10 protein-coding genes are annotated in these 20,102 nt (G+C 53.4%); 6 read left to right on the top strand and 4 right to left on the bottom strand.

Annotation, left to right across the window (positions count from 1 at the left end; genetic code table 11):
* Positions 1-23 precede the first annotated feature (23 nt).
* The 6 genes from FJM74_RS08015 to FJM74_RS07990 all read left to right on the top strand — a co-directional run bounded on the left by FJM74_RS08015 (position 24) and on the right by FJM74_RS07990 (position 10,712).
* Entirely contained in the window at positions 24-1,190 is a 1,167-nt protein-coding gene (locus FJM74_RS08015) for an iron-containing alcohol dehydrogenase (protein ID WP_187262069.1), read from the top strand.
* A 340-nt stretch (positions 1,191-1,530) separates the two neighbouring features.
* Positions 1,531-2,475: a dihydrodipicolinate synthase family protein gene (locus FJM74_RS08010; protein WP_187262068.1), complete on the top strand. Its 945-nt coding sequence runs from the start codon at positions 1,531-1,533 to the stop codon at positions 2,473-2,475.
* Complete coding sequence (pdxA, locus tag FJM74_RS08005; RefSeq protein WP_187262067.1) at positions 2,465-3,520, top strand: 4-hydroxythreonine-4-phosphate dehydrogenase PdxA; 1,056 nt, start codon at positions 2,465-2,467, stop codon at positions 3,518-3,520. The genes FJM74_RS08010 and pdxA overlap by 11 nt, the downstream gene beginning before the upstream one ends.
* Positions 3,517-4,698 carry a four-carbon acid sugar kinase family protein gene (locus FJM74_RS08000; protein ID WP_187262066.1) on the top strand — a complete coding sequence of 394 codons (1,182 nt, stop codon included), beginning with the start codon at positions 3,517-3,519 and terminating at the stop codon, positions 4,696-4,698. The genes pdxA and FJM74_RS08000 overlap by 4 nt, the downstream gene beginning before the upstream one ends.
* 777 nt (positions 4,699-5,475) lie before the next feature.
* Positions 5,476-7,062 (top strand): sodium:solute symporter, encoded by a 1,587-nt coding sequence (locus FJM74_RS07995; RefSeq protein WP_206684017.1) that lies wholly within the window; start codon positions 5,476-5,478, stop codon positions 7,060-7,062.
* Between the two features lie 116 nt (positions 7,063-7,178).
* Positions 7,179-10,712, top strand: a complete 3,534-nt coding sequence (locus FJM74_RS07990) for a glycosyl hydrolase (RefSeq protein ID WP_187262064.1) — start codon at positions 7,179-7,181, stop codon at positions 10,710-10,712.
* A 409-nt stretch (positions 10,713-11,121) separates the two neighbouring features.
* Here the strand turns inward: FJM74_RS07990 and FJM74_RS07985 are convergent, their stop codons facing one another.
* The 4 genes from FJM74_RS07985 to pelA all read right to left on the bottom strand — a co-directional run bounded on the left by FJM74_RS07985 (position 11,122) and on the right by pelA (position 19,898).
* Positions 11,122-12,621, bottom strand: a complete 1,500-nt coding sequence (locus FJM74_RS07985) for a RagB/SusD family nutrient uptake outer membrane protein (protein WP_187262063.1) — start codon at positions 12,619-12,621, stop codon at positions 11,122-11,124.
* A 132-nt stretch (positions 12,622-12,753) separates the two neighbouring features.
* Complete coding sequence (locus tag FJM74_RS07980; RefSeq protein ID WP_206684016.1) at positions 12,754-15,924, bottom strand: SusC/RagA family TonB-linked outer membrane protein; 3,171 nt, start codon at positions 15,922-15,924, stop codon at positions 12,754-12,756.
* Between the two features lie 1,191 nt (positions 15,925-17,115).
* Positions 17,116-18,582: a DUF1593 domain-containing protein gene (locus FJM74_RS07975; RefSeq protein WP_241738993.1), complete on the bottom strand. Its 1,467-nt coding sequence runs from the start codon at positions 18,580-18,582 to the stop codon at positions 17,116-17,118.
* Between the two features lie 74 nt (positions 18,583-18,656).
* Positions 18,657-19,898 (bottom strand): pectate lyase, encoded by a 1,242-nt coding sequence (gene pelA / locus FJM74_RS07970; RefSeq protein WP_241738992.1) that lies wholly within the window; start codon positions 19,896-19,898, stop codon positions 18,657-18,659.
* Positions 19,899-20,102: the final 204 nt, after the last annotated feature.

The raw sequence follows: 20,102 nt of genomic DNA, 5'->3' as shown, positions 1-20,102 counted from the left end.
TTACAAAAGAAAGACAGTTAGCTATGGAACCATTGCAGGTTACAAATCAAGAATTAAGGATACAGTTTCCGGGGAAGCTGATTTTTGGAAAGGGAGTACTCTCCAAACTGGCCGAAGAGATCAGCAGCCTGGAGTGCTCCAGCGTATTTATTGTTACGATTACCCCGCTGCTCCCTAAACTGGAGGAACTGGTGCAGCAACTCCGGGAGCAGGGCATCAGCACCACCTTCGACACCAGCATCGTGCAGGAGCCCACCTTCAGCGATTTTGAAAACCTGATGGAGCAGGCCGAGCAGGCGAACCCGGATGTAGTAGTAGGCATTGGCGGCGGCAGCGTGCTGGACGTAGCCAAACTGGTGGCCGCCCAGCTCGGCAATGAGCAAACGCTGCAGGAGATCGTTGGTATCGGCAACCTGAAAGGTCGCAGCCGAAAACTGATCTGCCTGCCAGCCACAGCTGGAACAGGCAGCGAAGTATCGCCCAATGCCATCCTGCTCGACGATGCCGACAACCAGAAAAAAGGCATCATCAGCCCCTTCCTCCTGCCCGATATTGTATATGTCGATCCTTTGCTCACCATGAGCGTGCCGGCACACATCACCGCCGTAACCGGCCTCGATGCCCTTACCCATTGCCTGGAAGCTTATACCAACAAATTCTCACAACCCTTTATCGATATGTTTGCGCTGGAAGGCATACGCCTGATCGGAGCGAACCTGGCAAAAGCGGTTCAGAATGGCGAAGATGAGGAAGCCCGTACGCATGTAGCTATGGGCAGTATGCTGGGCGGCTTCTGCCTCGGCCCCGTAAACACGGCCGGTGTGCACGCCCTGGCTTACCCGCTTGGCAGCATGTTCCACCTGGCGCACGGCCTGAGCAATGCGCTGCTGCTGCCTTACGTCATGGAGTTTAACCTGCCGGCTGCCCCGGAGCGCTTTGCGGCCATAGCGGTGGCACTAGGCTGCACCCCCGGCAGCAACCACCAGGAAACCGCCCAGAAAGGAATCGCCAAAATCCGTTCTATTATAAAGCAGTGCGGCGCCCCGGCCAGACTACGGGATGTAAACATTCCGCAGGACGCCATCCTGAGCATGGCTCAGGACGCCATGAAAATAACCAGGCTCCTGAAAAACAACCCCCGCCCTATTACCGTGATAGACGCTGTGGATATTTATACAGCGGCGTATTAGGGCGGCGCCTAAATAAAATTAGAAATTAGAAATTAGAAATTCTGAGAATTTGGAGGAGATAGGGAGGCAGAAGCCTGGAGGATTAGCAGGAGCTTTTACCCGGATGAAACGCTCACAGGTCTGAAAGACGCTGCGAGGCTTACAGCTCCTAAAACTAAATTATTTAAATAAAAAAGGCCCTCCGGAGCATCTAAACACTGCTGATGCCCCTGCTGCTACTTTCTGAAGCACCAGCAGTAGAACGGGCATTGCAAGTTGAGTTAAGTGGAAATGTTTCCGATTCTCAAAAATCAAAAGCTACAGCCACTTAACAATTCAACCATTTAACCATTAACCGAAAATGAAACAGAAAAAGAAATACCAGGGCGTGGTCGTACCGGTAGTCACGCCGCTTACTGCCAACTACCAGCTCGACCACCAGGCGGTGGAGCAGATACTCGCCAATTTCAGGCAACATGATACCAAACCCTTTATTCTGGGCACTACCGGCGAAGCAGCTTCCCTGCCTTTCGCTGTGAAAGAGGATTTTATCAAGCTTGTAGGAAAAAGCAAGCAAGCGGGCGAGACCTTTTATGCCGGCATTGCCGCTAACGTACTGCAGGAGTCGGTGGAGCTGGCTAAGCGCTGCTTCGATGCCGGCATTGATGTGGTAGCGGCCAACCTGCCCTCCTACTACGCCCTCTCCGAAGACCAGATGCTCCGCTATTTCGAGCAACTGGCCGACCAGTCGCCGGCACCGCTCATTATCTATAACATACCGGCCACCACGCATATGTCTATCCCGCTGCCCCTGCTCGACAAACTGAGCCAGCACGACAACATTGTGGGGGTGAAAGACTCGGAACGAAGCGAGGAGCGCATGCAGGAGTCGCTGCGACTGTGGGCCGAGCGGGAGGATTTCAGCTATTTCCTGGGTTGGGCGGCGCAGTCGGCGGAGTGCCTGTTCCGGGGCGGCGATGGGTTGATCCCAAGCACCGGCAACTTTATACCGAGCATTTACCAGGATTTATACCAGGCGGTGGCGCAAGGCGACCGCGAAAAAGCATTCCAGCTACAGAAACACTCTGACTTGCTGGGAGCTGTTTACCAATCAGGGCGCACCCTGGGGCAGTCGCTGTGGGCGCTGAAAGTGCTGATGCAGGACGCAGGCCTTTGCCAGCCGCACATGATACCGCCGCTCACCGAGGGCACCGAGGCAGAAGCAGAAGCCCTGCGCCGGAACTTACAGGAACTCATCTCAAAAGAAGAAATAAAGTTTAACGGAACATCATCTTATGCAAGATAAACCAATTATTGGCGTAACCATGGGCGACCCGGCCAGCATAGGCCCGGAAATTGCCGTGAAAGCTCTTTTAGACGAAAACATACATGCCATCTGCAAGCCGCTTATAGTAGGCGATGCAAAAGTTTTCCAGCAGATAATAGACAGGCTGGACCTCAAAGCAACAGTTAACGCAATCCAAAACGTGAAGGACGCGCAGTTTAAACTGGGCGAAATAGACGTGTTCGATCTGCAGAACGTGGATCTGGCGCAGCTTGCTTTCGGCGAGATCTCGGCTATGGCCGGCGAAGCCTCCTTCAGAGCAGTGGAGAAGGTGATTCAGCTGGCTTTAGCGAATGAGATAGACGCGACCGTAACCGGCCCGATCAACAAAAAGTCTATCAACGAGGCAGGGCATCACTTTGCAGGGCACACCGAGATCTACGCGCACTACACCAACACGAAGAAGTATGCCATGCTCTTGTCAGAAGATTTCCTGCGGGTAATCCACGTTTCCACGCACGTATCGCTGCGCCAGGCCTGTGACAATGTGAAAAAAGACCGCATTCTGGAAGTAACGGAGCTGCTGCAAAACGGCCTGAAGCAACTGGGCATCGAAAACCTGAAAATCGGCATTGCAGGGCTTAACCCCCACGCCGGCGACTCCGGCCTGTTCGGCACCGAAGAAGCAGAAGAGATTCTACCAGCCGTAGAAGAGGCGCTTCGCCTGGGCTACGACGTGGAAGGACCGGTTCCGGCCGATACCATGTTCTCGAAAGCTGCCACAGGTTATTATGGTGGCGTGGTGGCCATGTACCACGACCAGGGCCACATTCCGTTCAAGCTGTCTGGCTTTAAGTGGAACGCAGAGAAAAAGCAGATGGACAGCGTGAAAGGGGTGAACATTACGATGGGATTGCCGATTATCCGCACTTCCGTAGACCACGGCACCGCTTTTGAGATTGCGGGTAAAGGCGTGGCAAGCCCCGATGCCATGGTGCTGGCCATTGAGCACGCCGTGCAGCTGGCAAAATATAAGTTGGCAGAAAAAACAACCGTTTCTTCATGATCGCAGTAGTGGCAGATGATCTTACCGGGGCTGCAGAGCTGGGCGGCATCGGGTTGCGCTATAACCTGAAAGTAGAGATAAACGCAGAAGTAAACCCGCAATCGCAGGCTGACCTGCTGGTGATCTCTACCGACACCCGCTCCAAGCCCCGGGAAGAAGCCGTACGCGTGATGACCAAAGTAACGGAGGAGCTGCTGAAGCTGCAGCCCAGGCTAATCTACAAAAAAGTGGACTCCGTGCTGCGGGGCCATGTGCTGGCCGAGATGGAGGCGCAGCTCCGTGTGCTGGAACTGGAGCGGGCATTGCTCGTTCCGGCCAACCCTTCGCTCGGCAGGGTGCTGGTAAACGGGGAATACCTCATCAACGGAACACCCATCCACGAAACCAGCTTCTCTCATGATCCTGAGTTTGCCATTACTACCTCGGAAGTACGCAGCATTTTAGGGGCCGGAGAGCTGCCGGTACATGTGCAGCAGCACCAGGAGCCCCTGCCAGCCACAGGCATTATAGTAGGCGAGGCAACCAGCACCGCCGACCTGCAAACCTGGGCCAGCCTCACCGACCACAGCACCTTTGCCGCCGGTGCCTCCGGCTTTTTCACGGCCCTCCTGGACCAGTTGGTACCGCAGGCAGCCGACAGCCCGGAAGCAGCTAAAGACGCGTTTGGCTCGCCGGCGCTCTACGTGTGCGGCACCACCTTTAGCGAAAGCCGCAACGCCATCCGAAAGATAAAAGAGAACGGCGGCCCCGTCTGCTACATGCCTGCCGAAATTGCCCTTGCCGCTGCCCCTGCTGAGGAGGCTTTTGAGAAGTGGTGCGCCGCTATTGTCTCCTGCCTCCATACCACCGGCAAGGCCATTATAGCCATAGCAGCAGAAACAACAGCAGGAGTTACCACCAGCGCCGACGACCTGAGAAAGAAAACGGCCCGGGTGGTGCAGCTTGTGTTTGCAGAAACAGTCCTGCGTGAGCTGGTGCTGGAGGGAGGCTCCACGGCCTTTGCCGTCCTAAAAGCGTTGCACCTGCAGGAGTTTTACCCCATCCGTGAGGCAGGCCCCGGCGTTATCCGTATGCGTGTAGGTAGCAAGCCCCACCTCTGCCTCACCCTCAAGCCCGGCAGCTACGCCTGGGGTCCCGATATCTGGGACTTTAAGGGTACTAAGGCTGGGGTTTCTTGAAGCAGGACATAGGACACAGGAGCTTCAACAGTTAGAAAATAGAGTTTTCCTGCTTTCTAAACGCCAGAAGGTATCTGATTCAGTGAGTGCTGTGTTTTTGATAATTTGAGCCCCTTCTGGCGTCTAGATAACAGGAAAAAAGCATCAGGGGCATCAGCAGTACAAGGTCCTCCGGAAGGCTATTTTGATTGAAATAATTTTAGTTATGCGCTTATTGGATCAAGGTGCTAATTCCGGAATAGTTAATTAAAAACAAGTTGGTACTTTTTTGTTAGCCTGAAAGGGTGATGAGGCGAGAAGCACATCGCTAAAGCAGTGAAAAGATCCTGCGAATCCTGATTCAGACAGATGACCAGCAGCATCAGCAAAGCCTCCGGAGGGGCAATTTCATTTGAATAATTTAAGTATATAGCATACTGGGTGGTGTATAAGAAGCGATAAAAAGCACTACTCCCGCGAGAATAACCGCAGCCTTCTCCTCTCTTTGCCTTTCAACAATTGAGGGGGGTAAATTTTAAAAATAAGTAACTATTGTTCGTTATGGCCCAAAGTTTTAGTACATTTATATATAAATTTCCCTTTTATATAATAATAGACATAATATCTTCCCGGAAGCCTCTGAAAGCCAGCCACTCATTTAATTCTATTAACAAGGGCTTGTATATGCTGATGAGGCACAATCTGGCCCGGCTTGCGATACCGGCCAGGAGGTTGAAAGAAGATAAGCACGGTAAGAGTACCTACAAACAATCCTTTCATCTATACTAATCAATGGGAATGGAAACATTACACATCGTTGACTACATTATTATTTTCATCTCGCTGGCAGTCTCGCTTTATGTAGGCTTATACTTTGCCAAAAATCAGAACTCGACGGACACTTATTTTGCTGCCAGTGGCAGCATTCCGGCCTGGGCTATTGGCATGTCGCTGCTGGCTACGCTGGTGAGCAGCATTACTTTTCTGGCTTACCCCGGCGAGGGCTACTCCTCTAACTGGATCCTGCTGGTGCAGGGTATTATGGTGCCGGTGGTGCTGGTAGGTATGATCTGGTTTATTGTGCCGCTCTACCGCAAAGTTATCGGGCTGAGCACCTACGAATATTTTGAGAAACGCTTCGGCAAGTTTGCCCGCTTCTACAGCTCCCTGGCCTTTATTCTCACGCACTTCTCCAAAATGGGTACCGTGTTCTTTTTGCTGGCGCTGGCACTGGCAAACATGACGGGTGCCAACGTCTATGCCACGATCTGGGTCATCGGCCTGCTGATTATTGCCATCACCCTGCTAGGTGGTATAGAGGCCGTAATCTGGCTCGATGTGATACAGGGCTTTATGCTGATTGCGGGTGGCATTGTGTGCCTGCTCATTATTATGTATTCGGTAGATGGCGGCCCGGCTGCTGTATGGGAGATTGCGGAGGAGAACGGCAAAACCGGCTTTGGCCCCTACGACTGGAATTTCACGAAGCTCACATTTGTGGTGATGGCCCTGAACGGGGTGTTTTACGCCATCCAGAAATATGGCACGGACCAGACCATCGTACAGCGTTACCTCACCGCCCGAACCGATAAAGCTGCGGTGCGGGCATCGCTGATGGGTGTTTTGCTGACAGTGCCGCTGTGGGCGCTTTTCATGTTTATCGGCACGGCCCTGTATGTGTATTACCTGCAGAACCCATTGCCTGACGGGCTCCGCCCGGATGCGGTGTTCCCTTACTTTATCAATACGGAATTGCCTATTGGAGTTACCGGACTTATCCTCTCTGCCCTGATCGCAGCCGCCATCTCCAGCCTCGACTCCGACCTGAACTGCCTGGCCGCAGTAGGTGTAGCCGATTATTACAAGCGCTTTAAGCCAGATCGCCCCGACGCTGAGTACCTGAAAGTGGGCAAATGGATTGTGGTGGGTTCCGGCATAGGCGCCATCCTGATTGCGACCCTCTACCTGTCGGCTGGCGAAGAGGGCGTGCTGGGCATTGTCTTTACCCTGTACTCCATTTTCTCGGGTGGTATAGCCGGCATCTTCCTGTTGGGGCTCTTCAGTGCACGCGCCAACAAACAAGGCCTGAACATCGGCATTATCTCCTGTATTGTATTCACAACCTACGCTTTTCTGTCGTCTACGAAATTTGATTTCGGAAACGGCCCACAATTATTACTGGATCTGGGAACACTTAACTTTACACAACACAAATACATGCTAGGCGTTTACACCCACCTGATAGTGATTGTGGTAGGCTATATTGCCAGCTTGTTTTTCCCGAAACCAGTGCTGGACAAGAACCTGCTCTACAGTGGCTGGCTGGAAACCCACCGCAAAGAAAAGAGAGCACGCAAGGCGGAAGAAGCCATACATATTCGTTAATTTCAACTTTCCTTTTTGTAGCTGAATAGAAAAAAACAGCTACCATCTGTTAGAGTAAAAGAAGCTTTCTTCAGCATTAAAAAGTTAACTAATACAAATATACCTCATCCCTCCTGATGAATTTGAAGTGGAATAGAAGAGATTTTTTAAAGAAAACAGGCGCCGCCGGCCTGGTATTGTCTGCTACAGGCGTTCCGCTCGCCGGCTTGCTGTCATCGTGCAGCAGGCAGGGCACGGCCTGGTCCAGCATGGTTCCTGCCAGCGCGCTGAGTGCCGCGTTTCAGTCGCCACCGGCTGCTGCCAAACCCTGGGTGCTCTGGTATTGGATGCATGCCAGTTCTTCTAAAGAAGGAGTAACTGCCGACCTGGAGGCCATGAAAGAAGCCGGCATAGGCGGAGCCTACCTGGTGGCTATCAAAGGCAAAACGGATCCGCCCCTTACGCCAAATCCGGTAGAGCAGCTGTCGCCGGAATGGTGGCAGATGGTGAACCACGCCCTGAGCGAAGCCGGACGGCTGGGCCTGGAGATGGGCATACACGCCAGCGATGGCTTTGCCCTGGCTGGCGGCCCCTGGATAACGCCGGAACTCTCGATGCAAAAAGTGGTTTGGTCCGAAACCCATACCGAAGGCGGCCGCCGGTTTAGCGGAAAACTGCCACAACCACCCACCAAAGAAAACTACTACCGCGACATAGCCGTACTGGCCTATCCTACGCCGGACAAAGCGGATATATCCACACGAACGGTCGCGCCGAAAGTAACCTCCAACAAGCCAGACGCACCTGCCCCGCAGTTCCTGGTTAAGGAGGGCAACAAAGAGAACTTCACGAGCAAAGAGCCCTGCTGGATCCAGTATGCGTTCGACAAGCCGTTTACCTGCCGCTCTATTCTCATCCGCACCAATGGCAACAACTTCCAGTCGCAGCGGCTGCTCATCGAGGTCAGCGACGATGGCAAAACCTTCCGCTCGCTTGGCCGGCTGAAGCCGCCACGCCACGGCTGGCAGGATACCGATGCCAACAACACCCACGTGATCGAGCCCACCACGGCCCGCTATTTCCGGTTCGTGTACGACAAGTCCGGATCGGAGCCCGGCGCAGAAGATGTGGATTCAGCAAAATGGAGCCCTACGCTCAAGGTGGCCGGAATCGAACTTTTCGGAGCCCCGCGCATCCATCAGTACGAAGGCAAAACCGGCGAAGTATGGCGCATCAGCCCCCGCACCACTGCCACACAGGTGCCGGATGCGCTTTGCGTGCCTGCCGATAAAATAGTAGACATCACCAAACACCTGGACGCCAACGGCAACCTGAACTGGAACGCACCGAAAGGCAAATGGACCATTCTGCGGATGGGCCACACCTCCACCGGCCACACCAACGCCACAGGTGGCGCCGGGGCCGGCCTGGAGTGCGACAAGTTCAACCCCGAGGCGATCAACCTGCAGTTCGACGGATGGTTTGGCGAGGCGCTAAAGCAGGCCGGGCCGGAACTGGCAGCCAAAGTAGTAAAGCTTTTCTACATAGACAGCTGGGAGTGCGGCAGCCAGAACTGGTCGCCGGTGTTCCGGGAGGAGTTCCAAAAGCGCCGGGGCTACGACCTGATGCCTTACCTGCCGCTGTATGCTGGCATCCCGATCCAGAGCGCCGACGTATCGGAACGCTTCTTGCACGACGTGCGCCAGACAATCGCGGAGTTGGTAAACGACATGTTTTATGGCACCCTCATGACCAGAGTGCGCGAACATGGCCTGCAGTTTACCGCCGAATGCGTGTCGCCAACCATGACCAGCGATGGCATGCTGCACTACAGCACCGTGGATGTACCGATGGGTGAATTCTGGTTCCGGAGCCCCACCCACGACAAGCCGAACGATGTGCTCGATGCCATCTCAGGCGCGCACGTATATGGCAAGCAGATTGTGCAGGCTGAATGCTTTACACAGCTGCGCATGGCCTGGGATGAGCACCCGGCCCTCTTCAAAACACTCGGCGACCGCAACTATGCCCTCGGCTTTAACCGTTACGTGTACCACGTATTCACCCACAACCCCTGGCTCGACCGCAAACCCGGCATGACACTGGACGGTGTAGGTATTCATTTTCAGCGGGACCAGACCTGGTGGCAGCAAGGCCGCGCCTGGGTTGCATATGCGCAGCGTTGCCAGGCCCTGTTGCAGCAAGGCAATTATGTGGCCGATATTGCTGTGTTTACTGGAGAGGATATTCCGAGAAGGGCCGTTTTACCTGACAGGCTGGTATCTACACTACCCGGTATTTTCGGAGAAGAGGTAGTACAGCAGGAAAAAGAACGACTGGCCAATACAGAAGTACCCTTACGGCAGATGCCGGACGGCGTGACGCACACGGCCAACATGGCTGACCCTGAAAATTGGGTGGACCCGCTCCGTGGCTATGCCTATGACTCTATAAACCGCGATGCGCTGTTGCGGCTTGCCAAAGTAGAAAATGGCCGCATCGTGTTGCCTGGCGGTGCCAGTTATGCCCTCTTGGTTATTCCGGGCGCACGGCCGATGGCGCCAAACAGCGACACCATGTCGCCGGAGGTGGCGCAGAAGCTGCTGGAACTTGTGAAGGATGGCGCCACGGTACTCATTACTGATCGCCCTGACCGCTCGCCCAGCCTCCACCAGGCCCAGGCCAGCGACGCGAAAGTGCAGCAACTGCTACAGGAGCTGTGGGGCCAGGGCGCAGCTGAAGCCAGTGCCGCCACAGGTGCCAGCGCCGCCGCACAAACAGTAGGCAAAGGCAAAGTGCTGAAAGGCCCTTACCGCGCTTCTTCCTTTGACGCCTTGGGCCTGGAACGCGACGTGATCGTAAGCGAAACAGGCAGCAGCCAACGAGCCGCCGACATTGCCTGGACCCACCGCTCCTCCCCTGACTTCGACATTTACTTTATTTCGAACCAGCAGGAAAAGCAGCGTAGCCTAAACCTGTCCTTGCGCGTGGCGGGGCGGGAGCCGGAACTGTACGATGCCGTAACAGGCGAAGTACGCAGAGCTGCCAACTGGCGCATCGAAAACAACCGTACTCTTCTACCGCTGCAGCTGGAGGCAAACGGATCTGTTTTTGTGGTGCTGCAACATACGGTGTCTAACAAAAAAGCTGAAGAAGGAGACAACTGGATAACTCCACAGCCTGTACAGACGCTGGAAGGAAGCTGGCAGGTGCAGTTCGACCCCGCTTTTGGCGGACCGAAAGCAGCTGTTGCTATGAACCAACTGGCGGATTGGAGCAAACATGATAGCTTTGGCATAAAGCACTACTCCGGCACAGCCGTCTACACCAAAACGTTTGAGAGCAAGGTATCTACTGATAAAAACAACCGCGTGTGGCTGGACCTAGGTAACGTGGCGAACATAGCAGAGGTAAAAGTGAATGGCACCCCTTGCGGCGTTGCCTGGACGGCCCCTTACCGCGTGGAGATAACAGACGCCATCCGCTCCGGAAAGAACCAATTGGAGATCGAAGTTTCCAACACCTGGGCGAACCGCCTGATCGGCGACCATGGCTTGCCGGAGAACGAACGCATCACCTGGACCCTGGCACCTTACCGCCTGGAAGGCAAGCCGCTGCTGGAGGCAGGGCTGCTCGGCCCGGTAACGATACAGACAGCAAAGCAGCCGTAAATTGCAATTTCACCTTTATAAGAAAAGCACCTGTTCAGCTGAACAGGTGCTTTTCTGTTTTTTAATCAAATTACCCGCGCTCATGACTAGCCAGATGAGCAGCATATGCAAATGCTCAGGAGGGGCATTTTAATTAGAATAATTTCATTCAGAAAAATAAAGTCACTACATCTGTCATTTCGACGCAAGGAGAAATCTAAGTTTTTACTAGAACTGCTTCATGAAGCAGATTTCTCCTTACGGGGAAATAACAAAGCAGGCAGGTCTAAACCAGCAGCACCAGGAGCAGCGAAACCTCCGGAGGGCCATTTTCATTAGAATAATTAAGACCCTTGCTCTCCCATTCAACCTCCCCCTAAGGTCTCACAAGTCTTGATGACAGTGTGAGGTCTTAGGGAGAAGGCAAATCTTACTTCAGGTTAGGGTTAACCTGGGCCTCTGTGAACGGAACAGGGAATAGCAGCTTGTCGGCCGTAACATTGTAAGAACCAGGTAACAGGTACGGGTATTTGCCGCTCGCCTTTATGGCGGTTCCATAGGCCGACAACACCTCAATAGCCTTGCCAGTACGAACCAGATCCAGCCATCGTTTATTCTCGAAGGCCAGCTCCACCCTTCTTTCCTTCATAATAGCTTCGCGCAAGGCCTCCTGCCCTGTAACCGTAACCGGCGACACGCCTGCCCCGAAAGCCCGGTCGCGCACCTGGTTCAGGTAAGGCAAGGCCTCGCCGCCTTTCCCCTGCTCGTTTAGCGCCTCTGCCAACAGTAACAGCACCTCCGAATAGCGGTAAACAGGCCAGTTCTCATCGGTGTTCGGCGAAGATCCGTTCGGTGTAGGCAAAGGCAGGTGCAGATACTTCTTCACGTAAGGCTGATCCACAAAAGTGCCGTTTGCTGCCGTATACCCTGGGGCTATCGACGCCTCCTTGCGCTTATCGCCGGGTTCGTAGGCAGCTATCAGGTTATCGGTTGGGATGTTCCAACCACCCGTGTTCTGGTTGTTGAACCGGAACCCGACAATAGGAGTCAGGTCGGTGAGGTTGGGCATAAACACATAGGCGAAATTGCTTTGCAGCCCCAGGTTGCCCTGCATGTACTGCACCTCAAAAACAGACTCCGCATTGTTCTTATTAGCCGGGTTGAAAAAAGCAGCATAATCCGGCAACAGGGAGTATTGGCCTGAGTTCACGACCTCCTTGAGCACGGTTTCTGCTTTGTCCCACTGCTTCAGCACGACATGCACGTTGCCTATAAGCGTTTTGGCCGCACCAGAGGTGGCGCGCCCCTTCTCCTGCTGGTCTTTGGCAGGCAAAAGTGTGGCAGCATCTCCGGCATCTTTCAGAATCTGGTTATACACCTCCGCCACCGGCACGCGCGATTTGGTAGAGTGTACATTCAGGATCTCGTCGTCGCTTCCGGCAGTCGGTTCCAGCACCAGCGGCACATCCCCGAAATACTGTACCAGGTCGAAGTAAGCCAGGGCCCGCAGGAACAGCACCTGCCCCTTCAGGTTGCTCTTTACGCTCTCGCTGAAGGTGGTGGCATCTATTCTGGCGAGCACCTGGTTGGCGTAAGAGATGATCCGGTAATTGCCCGACCATTTATCCAGCATAGGCGCAGCGGTAGGGTTGTTCATAAAGTCCGCTATCTCTTCCCGCACCAGGTTGCCCCGGTTGGAGTTGTTAAAAATGTAGTGGGTATTATCCGACCGCATTTCACCTGCTATGTAGGCACTGTTGTACACAGTGCGGAGCGGCGCGTAGGTAGCATTTACCGCCTGTGTAAAATCTGCTTCCGTCTTGAAGTAGTTGTTCGAGCTGATAAAATTTTGCGGGGTCACATCTATGAAATCTTCTTTACAAGCGCCCAGCGACAGCAGCAACCCTATAGTTATGATTTTAATTTTCATCTTTTCTTGAATTTTAGCTCTTCAGCCACCTGTTGCTCTTTGGCCAGTCCCGCCTGCACGCGGTGGCAGGAATGGAAAGGAACAAGTGCCGGAAAAGGAGTTTAAACGTTCTTAACGGTCACATTTCCGAGGTTATAAACCTAAATTCACACCAATGGTGAAGGTGCGCGGAACCGGATAAGCGCCCAGGTCGAGCCCCTGCGCCAGCGGGTTTTCCCCTCCTGCGTTTACCTCCGGGTTGGACCCTTTGTATTTGGTGAGCACCAGGGCCTGCTGGATGCTGCCATACACGCGCAGGCTACGCACATGCTTAATCAGGTTCTGAGGCAGGTTGTAACCTAGCGAGATGTTCTTCACCGTCAGGAAGCTGCCGTCTGTTACCCACAGGGTGTTCGCGTTTCTAAAAAGGCCTGTCGTACCAGCCAGCACACGGGGGTGTACGCCATCGCCGGGATTCTCCTCCGATCTCCATCTGTTGGCTACGTCCTTGGTCACGTTAAACACACCGTCCAGGTTGTTGATGTACTCCATGGAAGTGTTCATGATGTCGTTGCCCACAGAACCGGAAGCCACTATGGAAAGGTCGAAGTTTTTCCAGGCAAAGTTGTTGGTGAAGCCGAAGATGAAATCAGGGTTCGGGTTGCCGATTATGGTGCGATCGTCCACAGTAATCACGCCATCGCCGTTCACGTCCCGCATTTTCACGGCGCCCACAGTCGAGGTCTGGAATTTAGGAGAATTATCGAAATCGGCCTGGTTCATGTACACCCCGTCGGCCACATAGCCCCAGAGCATGCCAATCGGCTGCCCCACCATCGTAATGTTGCGGCTGGTGCCGCCGCCCAGCGCCGCGTTGGCTGTGCCCAGCTGCATCACCTCGTTGCGGTTAAAGGAGATGTTGAAATCTGAGTTCCATTTAAAGTCGCCCACCAGGTTACGGGTGCTCAGCGTGAACTCATGTCCCCAGAACTGAAACTCCCCTATGTTGGCGATGAGGCTTGAGAAGCCTGTGTGTGTAGGCACCTGCACCTGAAACAGGAGGCCGTCGGTTGTTTTGGTGTAGTAGTCATACCCCAGGAAAATCCTGTCGTCAAAAAGCCCCAGGTCGAAGCCGATGTCGAACTGCGAGGTTCTCTCCCAGCCCAGGTTCGGGTTAGCCAGCGAAACAATGTTGTTGCCGGGGGCCAGGGCGTTGTTAAACACATAGTTGTTAGAAGTGCCGCTGTTAGTGGAGCTTACCTGCTCAAAGTAGGTGAAGTTGCCAATGTTAAAATTGCCTGCGAGGCCGTAGCTGGTGCGCAGTTTCAGGAAAGAGACCGCCGACAGGTCCTGCATAAAGCTCTCGTCCGACACGATCCAGCCGGCTGATACAGATGGGAAGTTACCCCACTTATTGTTTGACCCAAAACGGGAGGAACCATCGCGGCGCAAAGAAGCGGAGAACAGGTACTTGCCTTTATAATTGTAGTTCAGGCGGCCCAGGTAAGAAAGCAGGCTCCACTCCTCCAACGAACTGGTCGGCACAAAACTGGTGGCTGCACTTAAGGTCCGCACCAGGTCGTTAGGAAAGTTTGTCGCTGTCACGTTGCTAATATCGGCCCTGAACTTCTGGGCCGTGTACCCGCCCAGCACTTCCACGGAATGATCTCCGATCTCCTTGGAGTAGGTGGCCGTATTCTCAGAAAGCCAGGTGAAGAACTTGTTATTGCTCAGGGTCAGGTCGCCCGATGCCCGTGGCAGTGCCTGGTTTACGTTGCCGGAGGTGGAAGGCACAAAGTTCTTGAAAAACGTCTCGCCCAGTTCGGCGTTGATTGATGTTTTCAGCACTAAGCCTTTCAGGACCTCATATTCCAGGAAAGCGTTTGAAAGCAGGCGGTTATTTCTGTTAGTGCCATCGGCTTCGCGTGCCACGCGGTACCAGTTCGGCACGTTGAGCATGCCGGGCGTATGGGCTGTGATGGGCAGGCTGCCATCGGGGTTCACGGCAGGGGCCAGCGGCGAAGCCAGCAAGGCGCTGGTCAGCATGCCGCCCGTGTTAGTGAACGGACCGCCATCGGTAGGTCTACCCGATGTGTTGGCCACTGTAGGGGCGATGTTCACTCCTACGCGCACCCTGTCGTTGAACCGGTACTCTGAATTGAGCCGGGCCGAAAACCGTTTGTAGCCTGTATTAATAATAACGCCCTGCTGATCGAAAAAACCCAGCACGGCTGAGGTGCTGAACTTCTCTCCGCCTGCGTTAAATGAGACGCTATGGTTCTGGATAGACGCTGTCCGGGTCAGGAGGTCGTACCAGTCGGTGCCTTCGCCATACTGGCTCGGGTTCTGGTATATTTCCGGCACCGCGCGCTTATTTTCCTCATGCACCTCTTTCATGTACTGGGCAAACTCCCGGGCGTTCATCACCTCCGGCACTGCGCTGGATGGTATCTGCTGCACCCCGTAAAAAGAGTTCAGCCCCACCGTAGTCTGGCCGGATCTTGCTCTTTTGGTGGTCACGATTACAACCCCGTTGCTGGCCCTGGAACCATACATGGAGGTAGAGGCGGCATCTTTCAGCACACTGATGGTTTCTATCTCGTCAGGGTTCAGGGTGCTGATGTCGCCACTGATCGGGAAGCCGTCTACCACATAGAGCGGCTGGTTGCCGGCCGAGGCTGAAGCCTGGCCCCGCACCCGCACGGTCATGCCTTCGCCAGGGCGGCCCGTGGTCTGCAGGATCTGGACGCCTGCCAGCCTGCCCTGCAGTTTCTGAGCTACCTGTGGCACCGGCAGGTCTGTAAACTCTTCGGACTTAACGGTTTGCACGGCTCCGGTTATGTTTCGCTGGCTTTGTGTGCCGTACCCCACCACCACTACTTCATCGAGCGCCTTAGCATCAGGAGCCAGCGATATGTTAACAGAAGCACGGTTATTAATAGCTATCTCCTGTGAGGTATATCCCACAAAAGATACTACCAGCGTGCCACTTCCGCCCGGCACCGACAAGCTATAATTGCCATCCAGATCGGTTGATGTTCCCTGTGTGGTTCCTTTCAGCATAACCGTTACGCCAGGCAGACCATTGCCGGCCTCGTCCAGGACGCGGCCAGTTACCGTTACTCCCTGCTGAGGCGCCACTTCCGTATATCTTATGTTAGGAAAATCCACAGCCCCTTTCTCTGCACGTAACGCAGAAGAGAGAAGCAAACTCTCCTGAGACAGCCAGGCATCGGGCCCGCTGCGGCTAAAGCCGGCATGGGCAGAACCGAGGAGCAGGCATGGGAAAATCAGGTTTTTTAAATAGTACATCTTTTTTTTCATGGCACAAGCTTTAAAATTGAGCGTAAACGATTAAATCTTCCTGCAGACAGGGCATGGATTTTTGTGTAGACGAGGCTGAAGGCCGAACACCTTAGGCAGCAAAGACGCTGGAGTAGCGGTACATGTCGTAGCAGAAGTTCCCTCTGGAGCCCATCGGTTTCTTTGCCATCTTCCTGATGCCTTACCTCAGCGCCTGGTGGTTACAGCCCCTATAGGCCGTAATGGTTGTATCAATCGATATCTGCCTAACAAACGGTAGTTAATTTTTAAACCTTTCATAAGGCCTGTTTATTTGTCATACCGGTTTGGTGTTTATTAAAATAAAGGTTTGCTGTACACTGGATTAGGATGAAGGCCGCAGCCTGTAAAGCAGATCAGGGAAAAGTCCCCTTCCAAGATGCTGCCAATGCTCCTTCTGAAAGCCATGCTACAAGTGGCTTGAAGTGTCGCCGGAGCATTGAGCTACCAAGTGTCTTATCCTGTTTTGCCGTTAAAAAGTAATGTTTCTGCTTTAGCCATGTCATACGCCAATTTTGGTTTCTGCTTAATCAGAAATTATTCTAATGAAAAAGGCCTTTCCACAGGACTGCTCCTGCTGGTGCTTCTGTTGCTCCCTACCATGAGAAAATATAAAGGCAGGGCACTGATGAGTATGGCAGGCAACCAGGCTAGGTTGCTATATGAAATACAAGTATAGCAAAATAAAAAGAAAACAAAAGAAAAATAACGGAAATTATTTTTTCGATATTTTTCCTCCTCTTTATCCATTAAGCTCGGATCAACAAGAATATTTGATAAAACGAAGAAAGTTCAAAGCTAAATGATAAGTTTATTATTAGAACCAGTGTAGCCATATTTTTTGCAGTTTAACTATAGAGATTCTAACTGGTAGAGGATAACAGCATGCAGGCTCGCTGAAAAACCAGCTAGGAAGTAGATTCTCAAATTGCTAAATGAAGATGGTGCCGCTGAGGATATCAACTGGCCAAGCATTTAGAGTCACCGAGGTCACGTACCACGACTTGAAGAAATTAAAAATAAGAGGGAACACGCGACCAAGTTTCTCTCCCTGCAGTTGCCCTATGGGTACAGGAGCAATTATTTAAATGAAAATGGCCTTCCAGAGGCTTTCCTGATGCCGGTGCCATCTACCCCTGAATAACTGCCAGGGAACCCTTCGGACCAGCAGCTTCATTCCGGATACACCACCACCATTACCCGCTGGTAACGTGTCAGGGCTGGTTTTCCGTTGTCGGTCACGGCCACTACAAAATGGATTGTTTCAGGCTTGGTTACTTTTGGGGCTACAAACGACGCTCTGGCATGTTGGCCACCTCTAATCGGGATTAAATCTTTGAAGGTATAGGTGCCGGCTTCTCTATACTGCATCCACTCATAGGAAAGCTTGTTCCCGTCAGGGTCTGTCGACTTTTCGGCACTTAGTATCACCTCTTCGCCACTTTTTGCTTTTAACTCGTTCGGGTGACTTAGCCTGGCAACCGGAGGATGGTTTGCCTTGTGGTAAGCAGGCTGAACGGACCAGGCAATCCGTGCCGCAAAATCATTTTGGTAGGCCTGGCGCCACCGCCAGATCGTAGCCTTGTTGCTCGTCTGAAAATTACCGTCTACCCCTTTGGCCTCATCCTCGGCACTGGCCCAGAAAGGCCTTGTTTCGGGCTCGTAGAACCAGGGCTGCTCCCTGGGTGTGTAATACTCGTACCTGCCGCCCCAACTGCCATAGTTCGGATGCTCGGAGTTGCCTAAGCCGTTATCTACCAGATACAAAAAAGAGGGAGAATCACCTTCCATCAGGAATTCGGTATGTGGGTACTCCGCACCAAGCGGACCTTGTTTGCGGATGTGCTTGTCGAGCCAGGGGTTGTCCACCAGGCTGAAGTCTGGTCCTGAGAAACGACCGTGGAACTTGTCGCCGCTTATGCCGGTCCAGGTGGCATGATGATAGCCTCCTTTAGCATGGTAGCCAGGGCTGGCAATGTAAAACAGGCCCGGAAATGTTTTCCGGAGCCAGGGACCCGAATCATCCTGATCGGAGATGGTGTATACCCTGAGCTTGGAAACGAATTTATCCAGTTCTCTGGGGGAGCGTGTCATCCGCACTTTCCACAGGGCCTGCGCCAGGCAGTTCGGGCCGCCCCACACCAGCACCCACACCGGCCGTTCATCCTCCTTGTCTACGGTTGAGATAAGCCAGTCGGAGCCTTCCGAGTCTTTGCCCGACCCTACCGCATCCATGCCAAACCCCTTGTAGCCTTCTTTGATGACGCTAAACAGGTAATCTGTTTCAGGAAATCCTTTTTCGTGCACCAGCAGGTTATCCCGCACCTTGCCATAGGCGGTCACGATTTCCTTTATCCGCCACGTTGCCAGCTTATCTTTCTGATGCACGGAGGTGGTGGCTACCAGCCCTTCTACATCCCACTGGTTGGCATAGGTCAGGAAGCGCACCAGAGATTGGGCATCGTCCGGTTCGTTCTCAATGTCCGTCAGCACCAGTACCCTTGGCTTTTGGCTGTTCTCCTGGTCCTGCGCCAAGGCAGGTGCCAAAGCCGGGAGAACCAGCAGAAATATGACAGCGAAAGCGCGCGAAGCAGGTGGCACAAAAGGAAACAGCATCACGGAAAGTCGCTCGTGGTTCATAAAATTGCTTTCTACATACTTTAATTAGGAGAGCAGCCGGATAGGATGGGGCAATTTCAGGGAGACGTGCCCGTTTACTGTCGCGACGCCCATTTCTGCTTCCATTGTGGGTAGCTCTTCTCCAGCAAAGCTTGCGGGCTGTTTACATACCAGCTATAGCCGGCGCGCCGCTCCTGCTCTATCTCCGACAGATGGTCGCGGATAATGCCGTCGCGGCCTACGAAAATAGGGCGGTTGGTGCCGATCTCATAAAAGCGTGCCCAGAGCGGTGATGCGCCAGGATCATTCACCACCACCACATCATACCCTTTGTACAGGGCCGTATCTTTTTTCCTCTCCAGCCGCAAGCCGGTTAACTTCGCCTGCTCAAACCAGGCCACAGCACCTTCCACTGCACGGATCACTTCCGGACTAGGGTTCTCGATCTCCATCAGGTACTTCACAATGCCCACACTCTCGCTTCCGCTAATGGACGGCAGTTCGTATGCCCGCGCTTTTGCCGGGGTTAAGGTATGGCGGTCGTACTGTGCGCACCAGGCAGTAAGCCTTCCGTCTACTTTTATCTGTGTCCTGAGTATGATATTCAACCCTTTGCCAATGGCGCTTGCTGCCTTCTGCCTGCGTTCCGTATCAACAACGGCATAGGCGCCTTTGCCCTCCGACACATCGCGCAGCAGGCGCATCACGCCCATCATGGCACCATCGTTAAAAGTAATGTGCTCGTAGTATCCTTTCCGGATGGGATAAAACTGGGCCCAGCCCCCATCCTCATACTGCGCATCGAGCAGGTAGTCCAGGCCGCGCATAAACCCTTTCTTGAACTTTTCCTGACCTGTTGCCTTATACACCCGCAGCAGGTACTCCATTTGTGTAAAGGTGGCTCGGTTATCGATGGTTGTTTGTGCGTCTGCATTTGCCTGCTCTGCCTTCAGGTGCGCTTTCTCGGGCTCACTGAGCACTTTGGCCATGTCTATGTTCTTTAGCCAGCCGCCATTCTGATTCTGATAAAGAAGCACATTGTCGGCTATGCGGACAGCCTCAGCCCCGGAGTACCAGTCCGGCTCCTGCTCCAATGCCTGGCTCCACCTAACAGGATCGGCAGCCATCACTGTTTCGGAGTGCTTAGTGGCGGTATCGGTGGCCGCCATATTGGTTCCTCCTGCACAGCCTGCCAGCCCTAGCGCGACCACCAGGCAAAACGACCCTGATCTGGCTGCCAGGGGCAAAAAGCGAAAAGGGCGCTCGATAACACCGGAAACTTTACTATCTATAAGCCGAACTCCCCCTGCCGCCGTAAGTGCAGGCTCAGAACTCAAACGTCGATTTGTAACAGACCGCCCGCTGCGAAACACAAATCCGCAGACCGATTGGAACATGCTCTGAAGTTCTTTTAAAATCATAAGCTATTTTATTTCTGGGTTCTAAGACATGACTCCCTTTTAAACAAACAGAGCTACCTAACTAGACTATGAGGGAGTTGACTATGTTTATGGCAGGTGTTCTGGTAAGCATGCCAGAAT

The organism is Pontibacter beigongshangensis, from assembly GCF_014332515.1.
GTDB lineage: Bacteria > Bacteroidota > Bacteroidia > Cytophagales > Hymenobacteraceae > Pontibacter > Pontibacter beigongshangensis.
The sequence above is the reverse complement of the archived record's forward strand: the minus strand, read 5'-3'. Positions and strand labels throughout refer to the sequence as shown.

Bases quoted from the DNA above. Each gene is read 5' to 3' on its own strand.
- FJM74_RS08015 (WP_187262069.1), top strand. From the start codon at position 24: ATGGAACCATTGCAGGTTACAAATCAAGAATTAAGGATACAGTTTCCG.
- FJM74_RS08010 (WP_187262068.1), top strand. From the start codon at position 1,531: ATGAAACAGAAAAAGAAATACCAGGGCGTGGTCGTACCGGTAGTCACG.
- pdxA (WP_187262067.1), top strand. From the start codon at position 2,465: ATGCAAGATAAACCAATTATTGGCGTAACCATGGGCGACCCGGCCAGC.
- FJM74_RS08000 (WP_187262066.1), top strand. From the start codon at position 3,517: ATGATCGCAGTAGTGGCAGATGATCTTACCGGGGCTGCAGAGCTGGGC.
- FJM74_RS07995 (WP_206684017.1), top strand. From the start codon at position 5,476: ATGGAAACATTACACATCGTTGACTACATTATTATTTTCATCTCGCTG.
- FJM74_RS07990 (WP_187262064.1), top strand. From the start codon at position 7,179: ATGAATTTGAAGTGGAATAGAAGAGATTTTTTAAAGAAAACAGGCGCC.
- FJM74_RS07985 (WP_187262063.1), bottom strand. From the start codon at position 12,621: ATGAAAATTAAAATCATAACTATAGGGTTGCTGCTGTCGCTGGGCGCT.
- FJM74_RS07980 (WP_206684016.1), bottom strand. From the start codon at position 15,924: ATGAAAAAAAAGATGTACTATTTAAAAAACCTGATTTTCCCATGCCTG.
- FJM74_RS07975 (WP_241738993.1), bottom strand. From the start codon at position 18,582: ATGAACCACGAGCGACTTTCCGTGATGCTGTTTCCTTTTGTGCCACCT.